General features: G+C 64.9%; 14 protein-coding genes. 5 read left to right on the plus strand and 9 right to left on the minus strand.

Annotation, left to right across the window (positions count from 1 at the left end; genetic code table 11):
• Positions 1-213: 213 nt before the first annotated feature.
• The gene (locus CXY70_RS08915; RefSeq protein WP_104192027.1) at positions 214-1,800 is read left to right on the plus strand and encodes an amidohydrolase; all 1,587 of its coding nucleotides are present in this window, start codon (positions 214-216) and stop codon (positions 1,798-1,800) included.
• On the opposite strand, the gene pstB is transcribed toward CXY70_RS08915, so the two are convergent.
• From pstB to CXY70_RS08955, 8 genes are all read right to left on the minus strand, one after another.
• Positions 1,715-2,494 (minus strand): phosphate ABC transporter ATP-binding protein PstB, encoded by a 780-nt coding sequence (gene pstB, locus CXY70_RS08920; RefSeq protein WP_104192028.1) that lies wholly within the window; start codon positions 2,492-2,494, stop codon positions 1,715-1,717. The two genes, CXY70_RS08915 and pstB, sit on opposite strands and share 86 nt — an antisense overlap.
• 27 nt (positions 2,495-2,521) lie before the next feature.
• Complete coding sequence (pstA, locus tag CXY70_RS08925) at positions 2,522-3,610, minus strand: phosphate ABC transporter permease PstA (RefSeq protein ID WP_104192029.1); 1,089 nt, start codon at positions 3,608-3,610, stop codon at positions 2,522-2,524.
• Complete coding sequence (gene pstC, locus CXY70_RS08930; protein WP_104192030.1) at positions 3,610-4,551, minus strand: phosphate ABC transporter permease subunit PstC; 942 nt, start codon at positions 4,549-4,551, stop codon at positions 3,610-3,612. Before pstC ends, pstA begins: the two co-directional genes overlap by 1 nt.
• Positions 4,552-4,695: 144 nt before the next feature.
• Positions 4,696-5,787, minus strand: coding sequence for a phosphate ABC transporter substrate-binding protein PstS (gene pstS / locus CXY70_RS08935; RefSeq protein WP_104192031.1), 1,092 nt, complete (start codon positions 5,785-5,787; stop codon positions 4,696-4,698).
• A 208-nt stretch (positions 5,788-5,995) separates the two neighbouring features.
• The gene (locus CXY70_RS08940; RefSeq protein WP_233205855.1) at positions 5,996-6,943 is read right to left on the minus strand and encodes an NUDIX hydrolase; all 948 of its coding nucleotides are present in this window, start codon (positions 6,941-6,943) and stop codon (positions 5,996-5,998) included.
• Positions 6,943-9,114: an RNA degradosome polyphosphate kinase gene (locus tag CXY70_RS08945; protein WP_104192032.1), complete on the minus strand. Its 2,172-nt coding sequence runs from the start codon at positions 9,112-9,114 to the stop codon at positions 6,943-6,945. The genes CXY70_RS08940 and CXY70_RS08945 overlap by 1 nt, the downstream gene beginning before the upstream one ends.
• A 254-nt stretch (positions 9,115-9,368) precedes the next feature.
• A complete protein-coding gene (gene mshD, locus CXY70_RS08950) occupies positions 9,369-10,241 on the minus strand; it encodes a mycothiol synthase (RefSeq protein WP_104192033.1) in 873 nt (290 codons plus the stop codon).
• A complete protein-coding gene (locus CXY70_RS08955; protein WP_104192034.1) occupies positions 10,210-10,902 on the minus strand; it encodes a response regulator transcription factor in 693 nt (230 codons plus the stop codon). The genes mshD and CXY70_RS08955 overlap by 32 nt, the downstream gene beginning before the upstream one ends.
• 72 nt (positions 10,903-10,974) lie before the next feature.
• Here CXY70_RS08955 and CXY70_RS08960 point away from each other — a divergent pair, with 72 nt between their 5' ends.
• From CXY70_RS08960 to CXY70_RS08975, 4 genes are all read left to right on the plus strand, one after another.
• Positions 10,975-11,226, plus strand: coding sequence for a hypothetical protein (locus CXY70_RS08960; RefSeq protein WP_104192035.1), 252 nt, complete (start codon positions 10,975-10,977; stop codon positions 11,224-11,226).
• Positions 11,227-11,368: 142 nt separating this feature from the next.
• Complete coding sequence (locus CXY70_RS08965; protein WP_104192036.1) at positions 11,369-12,079, plus strand: FABP family protein; 711 nt, start codon at positions 11,369-11,371, stop codon at positions 12,077-12,079.
• Positions 12,080-12,325: 246 nt separating this feature from the next.
• Complete coding sequence (locus CXY70_RS08970; protein ID WP_369852313.1) at positions 12,326-13,591, plus strand: folate-binding protein YgfZ; 1,266 nt, start codon at positions 12,326-12,328, stop codon at positions 13,589-13,591.
• Between the two features lie 30 nt (positions 13,592-13,621).
• A complete protein-coding gene (locus CXY70_RS08975; RefSeq protein WP_104192038.1) occupies positions 13,622-14,374 on the plus strand; it encodes a phosphoglyceromutase in 753 nt (250 codons plus the stop codon).
• A 384-nt stretch (positions 14,375-14,758) separates the two neighbouring features.
• Here the strand turns inward: CXY70_RS08975 and phoU are convergent, their stop codons facing one another.
• Positions 14,759-15,415, minus strand: a complete 657-nt coding sequence (gene phoU, locus CXY70_RS08980; protein WP_104192039.1) for a phosphate signaling complex protein PhoU — start codon at positions 15,413-15,415, stop codon at positions 14,759-14,761.
• Positions 15,416-15,417 lie beyond the last annotated feature (2 nt).

The raw sequence follows: 15,417 nt of genomic DNA on the forward strand, positions 1-15,417 counted from the left end.
AACGCCTCATACCGTAGTGATTTTTCCCGTAGATATCTACGGGGTACTGACAAATTCTCACTGATTTTAGTGAGTTGCATTTTTCGAGCCAGAGCTCCCGCGCAAGCTGAAAGTGACGGCCCCGGCATCACGAACCGGCTGATGAATCCACCCGGCACCCGCCTGTAGGGTGGCAATGGCGTACATCCGCTCCCTCCATCGAACGGACGAATCATGCCCGACCTCGTTCTGCGCTCCGTCATGCAGCCCGGCGACACCACCCTCTCCGATCTGCATATCTCCGACGGGGTCATCACGCAGATCACGCACGTCGGCACCACAACGGATGCCCCCACCGTCGACCTCGAGGGCCGCACCGTCATCCCCGGCCTCTGGGACGAACATGTACACATGACCCAGTGGGCCCTCGCCGGCGCCCGGTTCGACCTCTCCGCTGCCGCCTCTGCCCGCGAAGCGCTCGAGATCGTGCGCGCACAGATCACCCCGGCCGCGAAACCGACCCCGCTGATCGGAGTCAGATTCCGCGATGCGATCTGGGCCGACCGGCCAACTCTGCGGGGTCTCGACGAGGCGACGCAGGGGTATCCGACCGCCTTGATCAGCCATGACCTGCACTGCGTCTGGCTCAACAGCGCGGCCGCCGCTCGTTTCGACGTGCACGTCGACGAGTCCGGATTGCTGAGGGAGCAGGCCGCGTTCGACCTCACGATTGCACTCGGCCAGCTGCCCGACGCCGAAGTCGACGTTCTGGCCGCCCAGGCCGGGAGCCTGGCCGCCGCCCGCGGCATCGTCGGCATCGTCGACTTTGAAATGACGTGGAACCGAGACCCGTGGCAGCGCCGCATCGGCAACGGATTCGACGCCCTCCGCATCGACGCCGGCGTCTACCTCGCCGACCTTGACCGCGCCCTCGTCGAGCGGATGCACACCGGCGACCGCATCGCAGACACCCGCGGGCTGCTCACCGTGGGACCGCTCAAGATGCTCATCGACGGATCGCTGAACACCCGCACGGCCTTCTGCGTCGACGAATATCCGGTCGGCGGGCATGGAGTGCTCACCGTGAGTGAAGATGAGCTCACCGACATTTTGTTGCGAGCCCGACAAGCCGGGCTGCTGCCCGCGGTGCACGCCATCGGCGACGCGGCCAACACCGTCGCCCTCAACGCCTTCGAGCGCGTCGGCACAATCGGCCGTGACACCCCCATCAGCCCGGCCGGTCGCATCGAGCACGCACAGTTTCTGCAGGGCCAGGACTTCGCTCGCTTTGCCCGCCTGGGCGTCACGGCGAGCGTGCAGCCGGAGCAGGCCCTCGACGACCGCGACGCCATCGAGCTCAACTGGGCGGCGGGCGCTGACCGCGTCTTCGCCCTGCGTTCGCTGCTCGACGCCGGCGCCACCCTGGCATTTGGATCCGACGCCCCCGTCGCCCCCCTCGATCCCTTCACCGCCATGAGCGCAGCGTCGTCCCGCGCTCGAAGCGACGGCCGCGAACCGTGGCGCCCCGATCAGGTCATCACCCGCAGTCAGGCACTTGCCGCGTCAACCCGCGGCCGCACCCGCCTGCGCGTTGGCGATGTCGCCGACCTTGCCGTTCTCGACGGTGACCCGCTTCAGGTCTCCGACGCCGTCTTTGAGCGGATGCCCGTGGCCGCCACGCTGCTCGCCGGTCGCGCGACCCACGGCGCCGCCCTCCTGGCCCCCCGAGAGAGACCTACCCGAACCGTCCAGACACGTAGTCCTCTGTGGCCTGAACACTCGGGTTCGAGAAGATCGTCGTGGTGTCGTCATACTCGATGAGCTTGCCCGGCTTGCCGGTACCCGCAATGTTGAAGAACGCGGTGCGGTCAGACACCCGCGAAGCCTGCTGCATGTTGTGCGTCACGATCACAATCGTGTACTCCTGCTTCATCTCTTCGATGAGGTCCTCGATAGCCAGCGTCGAGATTGGGTCGAGCGCCGAACACGGCTCGTCCATCAGAATCACGTCGGGCTCGACGGCAATGGCGCGGGCGATGCACAGTCGCTGCTGCTGCCCACCTGACAGCCCCGATCCGGGGCGCGCCAGGCGATCCTTCACCTCGTTCCACAGGTTGGCGCCGCGGAGGGCTTTTTCGGTGAGGTCGTCAGCATCCGTTTTCGACATGCGACGGTTGTTGAGCTTCACGCCGGCGAGCACGTTGTCCTGAATAGACATGGTCGGAAACGGGTTGGGTCGCTGAAAGACCATGCCGACCTGGCGGCGCACGAGCACGGGGTCAACGCCCGGTCCGTACAGGTTGTTGCCGTCGATGAGCACTTCACCCTCGACGCGGGCGCCGGGAATGACTTCGTGCATGCGGTTGAGCGTACGAATGAAGGTGCTTTTACCGCAACCGCTCGGCCCGATGAACGCGGTCACCGTGCGCGGCTCGATGACGATCGAGACACCCTCGACGGCCAGGAAATTGGTGTAATACACGTTGAGGTCGTTGACTTCGATGCGCTTGGACATAGGTCCCTTTCTATACTGAATGAAAAATTAGCGACCCAGTTTGGGCGAGAACCAGTAGGCGATCAGACGGGCGAGCCCGTTGAGCAGCATCACGATCAGAATCAAGGTGAGCGCCCCGGCCCAAGCCCGGTCGATAAAGGCCTGCGAGTCGGCGCCCTGGTTGGCGTACTGCGTGTATACGAACACCGGCAGGGTCATCATCCGCTCGCTGAACAGATCGTAATTCATGCTGGCGGTGAATCCGGCAATGATCAGCAGCGGGGCGGTCTCGCCGATCACGCGGGCGATTGCCAGCATGACTCCGGTCACAATTCCGGCCATGGATGTCGGCAGTACGACCTTAAGAATGGTCAGCCACTTCGGCACCCCGAGTGCAAAAGCGGCCTCGCGCAGTTCGTTCGGCACGAGCTTGAGCATCTCTTCGCTCGAGCGCACCACCACGGGAATCATCAGCACCGACAGTGCGATGGCTCCACCGAACCCAAACCGGATCCCCGGATCGTCGAACAGAAGCGCGAACAGGGCAAAGGCGAACAGACCAGCGACGATCGAGGGGATACCGGTCATCACATCGACGAAGAAGGTGATTGCCTTGGCCAGGCGTCCGCGACCGTATTCCACGAGGTAGATCGAGGCCAGGAGCCCGATCGGTACCGAGACGAGCGTTGCCATGCCGGTCACCAAAAGCGTGCCGATGACGGCGTGTAGCACGCCGCCGCCAGCGCCCACAACGTTGCGCTGCGAGGAGGTGAAGAACGTCGGCGTCAAAAACGCGGGCAGCCCGTTCACGACGGTCGTGTAGATGATCGAGATGAGCGGCAGCAGGGCAATGATGAACGCTGCGGTCACCAGCGCGGTCATCAACCGGTCCTTGGCCTTGCGCGAGCCCTCGACCAGGCGGGAGAGCACATAGATGGCCACGCAGTACAGCACGGTACCGAACACGACCGTGCCCACAATGTTGAAGCCTTCCACGGCTCCCGACAGGTAGAGCATCGCGAAGACGGCGGCCGACACGGCCCAGCTGGCGAGCAGTACCCACAGCGACGAGCGCCGGGGCAGTTTGCCGGCGGTGAGCGAGTTCGTGAGCGGCGAAGCTTCCAGAACGGATGACATCAGTTGGCTCCCGAAAATGCCTTACGGCTGTTGATGATGACCCGGGCCAGCATGTTCACGAGCAGTGTAACGACGAACAAAACGAGGCCGGTCGCGAGCAGAATGTTCACGCCGACGCCGTGCGCCTCCGGAAAGTTCAGGGCGATATTCGCGGCGATCGTGTTGGAGTTCTGCGCGGTGAGCAGTTGGAAGATCACTTCCGGGCTGGGGGAGAGCACCATGGCCACGGCCATGGTCTCGCCGAGCGCACGGCCGAGGCCGAGCATCGACGCCGAGATGATGCCGGGCAGGCCGAACGGCAACACGGCCATGCGAATCATTTCCCAGCGGGTGGCGCCGAGGGCCAGGGCTGCTTCTTCGTGCAGCAGCGGGGTCTGCAAAAAGATCTCGCGGCAGATGGCGGTGATGATCGGCAGAACCATCACGGCGAGCACGATCGCCACGGTGAAGATGGTGCGCCCGGTGCCCGAGGCCGGGCCGGCAAAAGGGGTGAACCAGCCGAACCAGTCCACGATGGTGGTGTAGAACGGCTGTACGAGGGGGGCCAATACGCCGATGCCCCAGAGGCCGAAGACCACTGAGGGAACGGCGGCGAGCAGGTCGACCAGGTAGCCGAGGCCCTGCGCGAGCTTGCGCGGGGCGAAGTGCGAGATGAACAGTGCAATGCCGATGGCGACCGGCACGGCCATGAGCAGCGCCAGAATGGCCGAGTAGATCGTGCCGAACACGAGCGGGCCCACGTAAGACCAGAAGTTGGTGATGTCTCCGCTGAATTCGTCTGGCGCCGCGACGAACGCCGGCAGGCTCTCGACGAGCAGAAAGATGGCTACGGCGGCGAGCACGGCGAGGATCAGGCTTCCGGAAATCACGGTGGCCGACGAGAAGATGCGGTCGCCGGGACGTTGCCTGGCCTTGATGGTCGTGGCGGCAGCGGTGGTCATGCCGGTCTCCTAAAACGCGTCGAGCTGGTGAAATTATGTGAAACGGGGGTGCCATGCGGCTGGACGCAACTGGCCGTACACCCCAGTCTGCCCGATCCGCCCTCGCAGGTGTGCGAGAACAGACCGGGCAGGTGTGTGAAGTTGTTACTTGACGGTCGCGAGAACCGCGGCGACGTCGGCTTCGAGCTGGTCGGTCAGCGGTGCAACGCCGGCAGACTCCTCAGCGACGGCCTGGCCGGCAGCGCTGGCGATGTACTCGATGTAGGCCTTGACGAGCTCGCCCTGTGCTGTATCGGCGTACTCGTTGCAGACGATCGCGTAGCTCACCAGTACCAGCGGGTATTCCGCCGGGTTGGTGGTCTTGCGGTTCAGGTCGAGCGCGAGGTCATCGGCTGCGCGGTCGGCCACGAGGGGCGATCCGGCAACAACCTCGGCCGCGGCCTCGGGGGTGTAGGCCACGAAGTCAGTGCCGACCTTGAGCTTGGCGGTGCTGAGCGTGCCGGCCTGCGAAGCGTCGGCGTAGCCGATCATGTTCGTGCCGTTGGTGACAGCGTCAACGACGCCCGAGGTGCCCTTCGCGCCTTCGCCGGGGAACGGGAAGGTGTCAGAGGCCTTTTCGGCCCATGCGTCGGGTGCGGCCTGGCCGAGGTAGTCGGTGAAGTTCTTGGTGGTACCCGAGTCATCCGAGCGGTGCACGGCGTGAATGATATCGGAGGGGAGCGTTGCGTCGGGGTTCAGCGCAACGATAGCCGCGTCGTCCCAGGTGGTGATTGCACCGGAGAAGATCTTGGCGAGCGTGTCAGCGTCCATGTTGAGTTCGTCAACGCCATCGACGTTGAAGATCACGGCGATGGGGGAGATGTAGACCGGCAGGTCGACGGCCTTGCTGTCGGGAGCGCAGGAGGCAAAGGTACCGGCGAGTTCTTCGGTGCTCATGTAGGAGTCGCTGCCGGCGAAGTCGGTACCGCCGGCGATGAAGGCTTCGCGGCCGCCGCCGGAGCCGGAGGGCTCATAGTTGATCGTGACGCCGGTGTTGGCCGTCTGGAAGCCGGCGATCCAGGCCTGCTGGGCGGCATCCATCGAGCTGGCGCCGGCGCCGTTGAGGGTTCCGGTGAGGGTGCTGGCGGATGCTTCGTCGGCCGCCGGGGCGGCGCCTTCGTTTGCTGCACAGGACGAAAGAGCGAGGCCTGCGGCAATGGCGATGACCGCGGGGCGGCCGAAACGCTTGAAGTTCACGTGTATTCCCTTTCAGGGTTTTGACAAGACTGTGTTTGCTTATACAAGCCGGTGCTGGCCCGTGTACGAGGTTAGAGATTTGAAGTAACCATCGCTCGACCTATTGGTAAACGGGAGGTAAACGAGAGATAACGCTTGCCGCGTCTGTGTCCCCAGTTCGGGTGGTCTCGGCGCGCGTGACCAGCGGATGCGTGACCGTGCAGCTGGACTAGGCCGTCGCGGGGTACGTCTCTATCGCGAGGATGCCAGCAGCCGGGTTCTCCGACGACAGGTGCACGATAGAGAACCCGCCCGTGTCCAGATCCGCGGCGTCGAACAGCGCAGCCGACGTCTGGCTGCCCGTCGCCAGCGCGATCTCCCGCATGATCTCCGGGAGTACCGGTCCGTGGCTGCAGAGCACGGCCGTCTTGCGGGCCCGCACGCGCTTGCCGACGACGGTGCGAACATCCGCTTCGCCGCTTTCGAGAGCGTCCTGGCTGATCAGCTCGCTCTGCTTGATGGGAATACCCGTGGCGGCGGCCAGCGGAGCGACCGTCGTGACACATCGCGTTGCCGTGCTCGAAATAATGCGCAGTGGGCGCCACGCCGTGATCGTGTCGACCAGGCTCGCCGCCTGCTTCACGCCGCGAGCGGTCAGCGGACGACGCGCGTCGGGCAAGGCGCCGGTGCGCGCCGCCGCTTTGCCGTGCCGCAGGGAGATCAGTGCGAACGTGCGGGTCACACCGGCATCGACCAGAGCGGAGAACGCCTCGAGAATGGTGACATCGGCTGGGTAGCTCAGATAGGTACGCGCCTTCTTGATGGTGACCCATTCAATGGCGGCGACCTCGCCGTTGGGCACAAAGGTGGATTGTGCGATGGCGTCGGGGGTAATCTCGGCGGCCCAGTAGTGCACGATCTTGGTGCGGCCGTCGGGCATGTCGTAGTGCGACACCCCGAGCGGAACTCCGAGGGCCACGGCCAGCCCGGTCTCCTCCGCGACCTCGCGCACCGCGGTACGGGGCAGCGTCTCGCCCGGGTCCACCTTGCCCTTGGGAATGGTTACGTCGCCATGTACCGTGCGGTGGATCAGCAGCACCTGCACGCGCCCCTCGACCAGCCGCCAGCAGACAGCACCGGCGGCGTACACGGCGGGGTCGATAGCCTTGACGGCCACTAGCGTCGTCCGGTCGGCCGCTTGCGCGCACCGATTTGCTGCATCAGCTTGTTCTGCATGTCGCTTAGGTGCACACCGTTTTCGTCGACGTCGTGGCGGGTCCACTGGCCGGTCTCGTCGAGCCACCAGCTTGACGTGCGCGGATCCATCGCTCGCTCGAACAGATTATCGATCTCGATCAGGTGCTCTGGATCGACCAGCCGCACGAGCGCCTCGACCCGGCGGTCAAGGTTGCGGTGCATCATGTCGGCGCTGCCGATGTACACCTGGGTGCCGCCGAGGCTGTGGAAGGAGAAGATGCGCGAGTGTTCCAGGTACCGGCCCAGAATCGACCGCACCCGAATGTTCTCGCTCATGCCCGCGACGCCGGGTCGCAGGCTGCAGATGCCGCGCACCCAGACATCGACCTGTACGCCGGCCTGGCTGGCCCGGTACAGCGCGTCGATGATGTCCTCGTCGACCATGGAGTTGACCTTGATGCGGATGCCGCTCGTCTTGCCCTCGAGCGCGTTGTGGGTCTCGATGGCGATGTGCTTGAGCAAAGCCTTCCGCAGGTGCAACGGAGCCACCAGCAGGCGCTTGAACTTCTTCTCGATGGCATAACCCGACAGCTCGTTGAACAGGCGGGTGAGGTCCTTGCCGACCTGGGGATCCGCTGTCAGAAGGCCGAGGTCTTCGTAGATGCGGCTGGTCTTGGGGTTGTAGTTTCCGGTGCCGACGTGGCTGTAGTGCCGCAACACGCCCTTCTCATAGCGCACCACGAGGGCGAGCTTGCAGTGCGTTTTCAGGCCGACCAGGCCGTAGACCACGTGCACGCCGGCCTTCTCGAGCTTGCGAGCCCAGGTGATGTTGGCCTGTTCGTCGAAGCGGGCCTTGATCTCAACCAGCGCGAGCACCTGCTTGCCGCTGTCGGCGGCGGCGATGAGTGCCTCGACGATGGGGCTGTCGCCCGAGGTGCGGTACAGCGTCTGTTTAATGGCGAGCACGTTCGGGTCGGCCGCAGCCTGCTCCAGAAATGCCTGCACGCTCGTCGCGAACGACTCATAAGGGTGGTGCAGCAGCACGTCGTGCTTGGCGACCGCTGCGAAGATGTCCTGCTCGGCGTTCGGCTCGCTCGGCAGCAGCTGGGCCGCCGTGGTCGGCACGTGCTTGGCGAAGTGCAGGTCGGGCCGGTCGATGCGAAGGTCGAACAATCCACCGAGGTCGAGCGGGGCTGGCAGGTGGTAGACCTCCTGCTCGGTCACGTCGAGTTCGCGCACGAGCAGGCCGAGGGTGACGTCGTCCATATCTTCGGTGATCTCGAGCCGAATCGGCGGGCCAAACCGGCGTCGCAGCAGCTCTTTCTCGAGCGCTTTGATCAGGTTCTCGGTTTCGTCTTCGTCAATCTCGACGTCTTCGTTGCGGGTAACCCGAAACACGTGGTGTTCCAAAATCTCCATGCCCGGAAACAGGTCGCCGAGCTGGTTGGCGATGAGATCTTCCAGCGCGATGTACCGAATGCGCTCAACTGACTCCCGGCGGTCGACTCGCACGAAGCGCGGCAGCATGGGTGGCACCTTGAGCCGGGCGAACTCCTGCTTGCCGGTCTTGGAGTTGCGCACCCGCACGGCCAGGTTGAGCGACAGGCCTGAAATATAAGGAAATGGATGCGCCGGATCAACCGCGAGGGGCATCAGCACCGGAAAAATCTGGTTAGAAAAGTAGGTACGGAGTGAACGACGATCGGAGTCATCGAGGCTCTGCCAGTCGACGACTTCAATCCCGGCCTCGCCGAGGGCGGGGCGCACGAGTTTTTGAAAGGCGAGGGCGTGGCGATCCTGCAGGGCATGGGCGACGGCCGAGATGTCGCTGAGCACATCCTGGGCGGCTCGACCCACGTTGGTCGGCACCGCGAGCCCGGTGAGAATGCGGCGTTTCAAACCGGCAACACGCACCATAAAGAATTCGTCGAGGTTGCTGGCGAAGATGGCCAAAAAGTTTGTGCGTTCCAGCACCGGCAGACTCTCGTCTTCGGCCAGTTCGAGCACGCGCTGATTGAAGGCGAGCCAGCTCAGTTCGCGGTCAAGGTAGCGGTCGTCGGGCAGCGCCGGGTCAAGTTTTTCGATGAGTGGGTCGAAATCGTCATCGTAATCTGTGAGTCCCGAGTCTGCTTGGGTGATTTCGCCGTCCATCTGACCATCCTGACACCCTTGGTCGCGCCGCCGCGACGAACGGGGTGAACGTCTGGCGAAATAATCTCTGGGCTGTTGACTTTCCGCCGCGTCGCGTGCTCAGTATTACGTCGCACCGCAGTGGCGCCGCGCCGCGCGCATAACTCCTGCAATTGGTGGGCCGCCACTTTTCCGTCCGCTAAATCATGCGGAACTTGCGGCGGCGTTCGAGAATTTGCAGGAGTTATGCACCCGCGACGGCGGGTACGGCGCCGTCAGTTCGCGAAGCGACGGTACTGCACGTCAACCGTGTGGTCGACAAAACCAAGCGCCCGATACAGGTGCACCGGGCCGAGGCTGTCGGCCTCGACATAGAGCGAGGCGGTGGTGCAACCAGCCTCGGCCAGGCGGTGCAGGCCGGCCTGCATGAGTACTCGTCCGAGGCCGCGGCCAGCGGCATCCGGATGCACCCCGACCACATAGATCTCGCCGATCGCCCCGTCGACCTTGAGCCAGTTGTAGCCGATCATGTCGCCTGCTGCGTTGTGCAAAATCAGAAAGTCGTCGGCGTTGAACCACGACTCCGCCTGCCGCGCCGCGAGGTCGGACTCGGTGATGGCACCCTGTTCCGGGTGCGTTGCAAACACGAGCGCGTTGAGCGCCACCCACTCCGGCTCGTCAATGCCCACCCGGAATGCCGAGATACTTTCGCCACTGGGTAGAGCGGATGCCTCCACCTCGTCGAGCAGCGGCCTGCGCAACTCCAGCAACGTTCGCGCAGCGACGAAGTTGAGCTCGTTGGCGAGCGCCCGGGCGGCCGGATGATCGCCGTGCGACCAGGCCGTCACGTCGTTCGGCTCGGCCTGGGCGAGTTCGCGCGCCGCTGTGCGCCCGAACCCGCGCCGCCGATAGGCCGGGCTGATCACGAGGTCAATCTCGCCGTGTCCTGACAGCGACGCCCCGACGACGAGTTCGTTCGTGCGCACCAGATAGGCGGTGCGATGGCCCGACTGCAGGTCATACAGAGCCTGCTCGTTGAACGGCGCGTAGCCGTCGAAGGCCAGCGCGGAATCGGCGACCTGGTGAAAGGCAGCCAGCCCAGCGGCATCCGCTGTACTAAGCGCGGACAGAATGGGGAACCCGTTCATCGTTCTCTTCGTGCACATTGAAACGGTAGCCCACGTTGCGCACCGTGCCAATGAGCGACTCCTGGTCGCCGAGCTTGGCGCGCAGGCGCCGCACGTGCACGTCAACCGTGCGGGTTCCACCAAAGTAGTCGTAGCCCCACACCTCGCTCAGCAGTTGTTCGCGGGTGAAAACGCGTGCTGGATGCGCCGCCAGAAACCGCAGCAACTCGAACTCCTTATAGGTGAGGTCGAGCGGCTTGCCGTGCACTTTCGCCGAATAGCTCGCCTCGTCGATGACGACTCCGGCGGCGCGAATCGTGTTCGACGGCTCCGTGCGAGCGAGGCGGCCTGCGGTCAAGCGGATTCGGGCATCCACTTCGGCGGGGCCGGCCGTGTCGAGAATGACGTCGTCGACGCCCCAATCGGGGCTGACAGCGGCGAGGCCGCCTTCGGTGATCACCAGCAGCAGGGGAATGGAGCTGCCCATGGTGCGCAGAATCTGGCAGAGCGACTTGGCCGCGGCGAGATTGCTGCGGGCATCGACCAGGATGAGGTCCGAATCGGGCGCATTGATGAGTTGGTCCGCCTGGGCGGGAATCAGCCTCGCGCTGTGCGACAGCAATGCCAGGGCGGGGAGGACATCATTGTTGGCCGCCGAGGTCAGGATCAACAACTGCGCCACGGGCGCCCTCCAAGCATCTCGAATTTCATACTAGCGTGCCATGGAACACGGGCGGTCAGGCAGAATAGAGACGTGAACTGGCACTGGAAAACGATCGCGACCGTGTGGGTACTGGCAATTGCGGGCGCAATTCTGACCGCGATTCTCGCCACCGACGGGTCCGCGATCAGCTGGATCGGCCTTACCCTGGCCGTCTGTACCCTCGTCACGCTGGGCCTGCAGATCGCCACCCGCACCAAAGAGGGCTACGTCAAACGGGTCACCATGAGCATCACCGGAGCCATCGTCATTCTGGTGGTGGCCACGGTCGTCGTCTCGATCTGACCGCTCGCACTAGACTCGCAGCATGGATCTGTTAGCGCTAGAACTTTTCTTCCTGGGCCTGCTCGGACTGGCCAGCTTGTCGATCGCCTGGGTATCGGGCATAGTCGTGTTCAAGCTGTTCCGGGGGCAGCGGTAACCACGCATGATTGACCTGCCGGTCGGCTTGCCGTCCGAACTCGTTCCACTCTCGTGGTTGATCGGGGTCTGGGAAGGCTCCGGTGTGCTCGAATACAAAATCGGTGAAGAGTCGGTCAGTAAAACCTTCGGCCACCGCATCAGCTTCAGCCAGGACGGCCTGCCACACCTGAACTACAGCTCCTACACCTGGCTCGAGCCCGAGGTTGCTTCTGCAGAAACGGATGCCGCCGCATCCGCTGGCACGTACCCCGGCGCCGCAGAAAATGCCGCGGCCGCACTACTGCCCCCGGCGCTGCCCCCCGAGATGATGTCCGACGAGAAAATACCGTTGGTCACCGAAACCGGATACTGGCGGCTCAGCCGTCACCAGGGTGACGGCGATCCGGGCCCCGGGATGCTGCCCGGCACCGGCGAGCGTCCGTTCACCTCGGCGGCTGCTGTCGAAACGCTGCGCAACAGGGATGGCGGCTTCGACATTGAGGTCACCCTCGTGCACCCCGGTGGTGTCGCCGAGCTCTACCTCGGCCAGGTCAAGGGCCCGCGCATCGATCTGGCAACGGATGCCGTGCTCCGCACTGCGGGCGCCAAGCCTTACGCCGCCGCCACCCGACTCTACGGCCTGGTCGACAACCACCTGCTCTGGGCCTGGGACATCGCCGCCCTCGGCCAGGACCTGCGCACCCACGCCTCCGGCCGCCTCGCCCGAGTGCAATAGCCCCCTCGCACTCGCTTCTGACCGGGCCCGGGCCCGGAAACGGGGCCCATGCTAGATCATGGGCCCGGTTCCCTAAAGTGGGCCCGGTCGCGCACCTCACCCGCCGCGCCCACCCGCCCCGCGCTCACCCGCCCCGCGCTCACCCGAATAAATCGCGCGGCCGTACTGTTGATACGGATGACNTGTTGATACGGATGACCAACGCACCGAAGCACGATCGCCGCCCCTCAACCCGGGCCGGCAGAATTGAGCGACATGACTGACCCGGCCCTGACCTCCTCCCCGCTGCTCGGCCTACCCGGCGCGGTTCAGGCCGAAGGAATCGATGCCGGCGTCGCCGCGCACTACGGCAACCCCATGATCGAGCAGCGCACCCTCGCTGCCGGTGGCGCCATCGTCGACCTCTCCCACCGCGGCGTGCTCTCCGTCTCCGGCCCCGACCGACTCACCTGGCTCAATTCCATCGCCAGCCAGGAATTGAAAAGCATGAAGCCGGGCGAATCCACCGAAATGCTGCTGCTCGACCCCACCGGACGTCTCGAGTACGCCATCCGCGTGCTCGACGATGGCGTCGAGACCTGGCTTTTGATCGAGGCGGCCGAGCTGCCCGGCCTGCAGAAGTTTCTCGACCGCATGAAGTTCATGCTGCGCGTGCAGGTCGTCGACCATACTCTGGCCTACGCCACGATCGGCGCCATGACGGATGCTCCCGCCACCGTCGGCCTCTTCCCCGCCGCCCCGAACGACGTGCCCCTGACCTGGCGCGACCCGTGGGCCGAAGTTGCCCGCGGCGGCTACCAGTATGCCGAAACTCCCGAGCACCCCGGAACCCACTGGACTTACACGGAAACCCTCGTGCCCCGGGCCAGTCTCCCGGCCCTCCGCGATGCCCTCGCCGCCGGAACCGTGACCGTCACGCCCGCGCTTGCTGAAACCGCCGCAGCACCCGGAGCCGCGCCCGCCGATGCCCTCGCCGCCGCATCCGCTTCGCCAGTGAAACCCGCAGGTCTCCTCGCCCTCGAAGCGCTGCGCATCGCGGCCTGGCGGCCGCGCCGGGCGCGCGAGGTCGATGAGAAGACCATCCCGCACGAGCTGGACTGGCTGCGCACCGCCGTGCACCTGAGCAAGGGCTGCTACCGCGGACAGGAAACTGTCGCGAAGGTGCACAATCTCGGCCACCCGCCGCGCCGGCTGGTCATGCTTCACCTCGACGGATCCGAGGGCGTACTGCCCGCCCCCGGCGACTCGGTGCAGGCCGACCGTGTCAGGCCAGAGCAAGAAGCCGAGCGGGTTACCGTTGGCGTCATCACCTCGAGCGGAATCCACTACGAGCTCGGGCCGATCGCGCTCGCGGTGATCAAGCGCACCATCCCGGCTGCGTCGACGCTCTACGTCGAGTCCGAGGGCATCGTCATCTCGGCCAGCCAGGAGATCATCGTGCCGCAGTCGGCCGGGTCCGTCGCCGACATCCCCCGCCTGCCCCGCCTCGGCATTCGCACGCCCGGTCACTGAGTCCGCCCCGGCGCTCGATAGAGTGGGCACATGCCTGCCCCCTACACACTCGTCCTTCTCCGCCACGGCCAAAGCACCTGGAACCAGCAGAACCTGTTCACCGGCTGGGTGGACGTTCCCCTCAGCGAACAGGGCGCCAGCGAAGCCGCGCGCGCTGGCGTGCTGCTGAAGGATGCCGGCCTGCTGCCGGACGTATTGCACACCAGCCTGCTCTCCCGCGCTATCCAGACCGCGAACCTGGCGCTCGAAGAAGCTGACCGCTCGTGGATCCCGGTGAAGCGCTCGTGGCGTCTCAATGAACGCCACTACGGCGGGCTGCAGGGCCTTGACAAGGCCGCGACCCAGGCCAAATTCGGCCAGGAACAGTTCATGCTCTGGCGCCGCTCCTACGACACCCCGCCGCCCGTGCTCGACGACTCGAGCGAGTTCTCGCAGGCGCACGACGCCCGCTACGCCGACCTCGGCCCCGACCTGCCCCGCACCGAGTGCCTCAAAGACGTCGTCGAGCGGATGCTGCCCTACTGGCAGTCCGACATCGCGCCCGACCTGCGCGCGGGTAAAACCGTACTGGTCACGGCGCACGGCAACTCCCTGCGTGCCCTGGTCAAGCACCTCGACGGAATCAGCGATGCCGATATCGCCGAGCTGAACATTCCCACCGGAATTCCGCTCGTCTACCAGCTCGGCGAAGACCTTATGCCGCTGGGCCCCGGGCAGTACCTCGACCCCGAAGCCGCTGCGGCCGGTGCGGCCGCCGTCGCCGCCCAGGGCAACAAGAAGTAGTTTCGCTGGCTAAATCGGCCACCCGGCGCACTTCTTTAGGCGCATAACTCGTGCAAATTGTCGGACGCCGGCACAAGTACCGTGTAATCCTGCGGTCGAAAATTCGTCGGGGCGCACATTGCAGGAGTTATGCGAGTGGCGCCTCGGTGAACTAGCGGAAACGGACCCGGAGTGCCGGCTTCGGGGCTGGTGACAGGATTTCGATGCCTGCGGCACCCCACGCCTCGTGGCCGCGCCTCATTTCGGTGGGCGCTGCGCCGGTTACTGTAGCGACTACCGAAACCGGGCGCGCGCATCTCGTGTGGTCACCCAACCGGATCCCCGCACCGCAAACGGACACCCGCACCGAAACCGGGCGCGCGCATCCGAGTCGTTACCAGATGATCAGGCGTGGTCGTCCTGGTGCCAGGCGCCCGTACCGAGGTACTGCACCTTCTTCGCGATGGAGACTGCGTGGTCAGCGAAACGTTCGTGGTACCGGCTGGCCAGGGTCGCGTCGACGGTGTCGGCGGCCAGTCCCTTCCAGGTTTCGCCGAGCACGGCGTCGAACACGCTCAGGTGCAGGGCGTCGACCTTGTCGTCTTCGTTGCGAATCTTTTCGGCGAGCTGCATGTCCTGGTTGGTGAGCAACTGGGTGAGCATGTTTGCGATGACTACGTCGAGGGCGCCCATCTCGGCGAAGGTGCTGCGCAGCCCCTTGGGGATGACCTTGTCGGGAAATCGGTAGCGGGCCAGCTGGGCGATGTGGGTGGCGAGGTCGCCCATCCGCTCGAGGGAGGCGCTGATGCGCAAGGCACTGACCACGATGCGCAGGTCGCGGGCGACCGGCTGCTGGCGCGCGAGAATGGTGATGGCGAGTTCATCGAGCTCAACGGTGAGTTCGTCGATCTTCTCGTCTTCGGTGATGGCCTCTTCGGCGAGGCTCACGTCGCTCTCGTTGAAGGCGCGTGTTGCTTTGTCCATAGAAATCGCGACGAGCCGGGCGATGTCGACGAGTCGCTGTTGAACTTCGGCGAGTTCTTGTTGGAATACATCGCGCATAG

It is taken from the genome of Cryobacterium sp. Y82 (genome assembly GCF_002929495.1).
Lineage (GTDB): Bacteria > Actinomycetota > Actinomycetes > Actinomycetales > Microbacteriaceae > Cryobacterium > Cryobacterium serini.

Coding starts and splice junctions, on each gene's coding strand:
- CXY70_RS08965 (WP_104192036.1), top strand. CDS start 11,369: ATGATTGACCTGCCGGTCGGCTTGCCGTCCGAACTCGTTCCACTCTCG.
- pstB (WP_104192028.1), bottom strand. CDS start 2,494: ATGTCCAAGCGCATCGAAGTCAACGACCTCAACGTGTATTACACCAAT.
- CXY70_RS08975 (WP_104192038.1), top strand. CDS start 13,622: ATGCCTGCCCCCTACACACTCGTCCTTCTCCGCCACGGCCAAAGCACC.
- pstA (WP_104192029.1), bottom strand. CDS start 3,610: ATGTCATCCGTTCTGGAAGCTTCGCCGCTCACGAACTCGCTCACCGCC.
- pstC (WP_104192030.1), bottom strand. CDS start 4,551: ATGACCACCGCTGCCGCCACGACCATCAAGGCCAGGCAACGTCCCGGC.
- mshD (WP_104192033.1), bottom strand. CDS start 10,241: ATGAACGGGTTCCCCATTCTGTCCGCGCTTAGTACAGCGGATGCCGCT.
- CXY70_RS08915 (WP_104192027.1), top strand. CDS start 214: ATGCCCGACCTCGTTCTGCGCTCCGTCATGCAGCCCGGCGACACCACC.
- phoU (WP_104192039.1), bottom strand. CDS start 15,415: ATGCGCGATGTATTCCAACAAGAACTCGCCGAAGTTCAACAGCGACTC.
- CXY70_RS08945 (WP_104192032.1), bottom strand. CDS start 9,114: ATGGACGGCGAAATCACCCAAGCAGACTCGGGACTCACAGATTACGAT.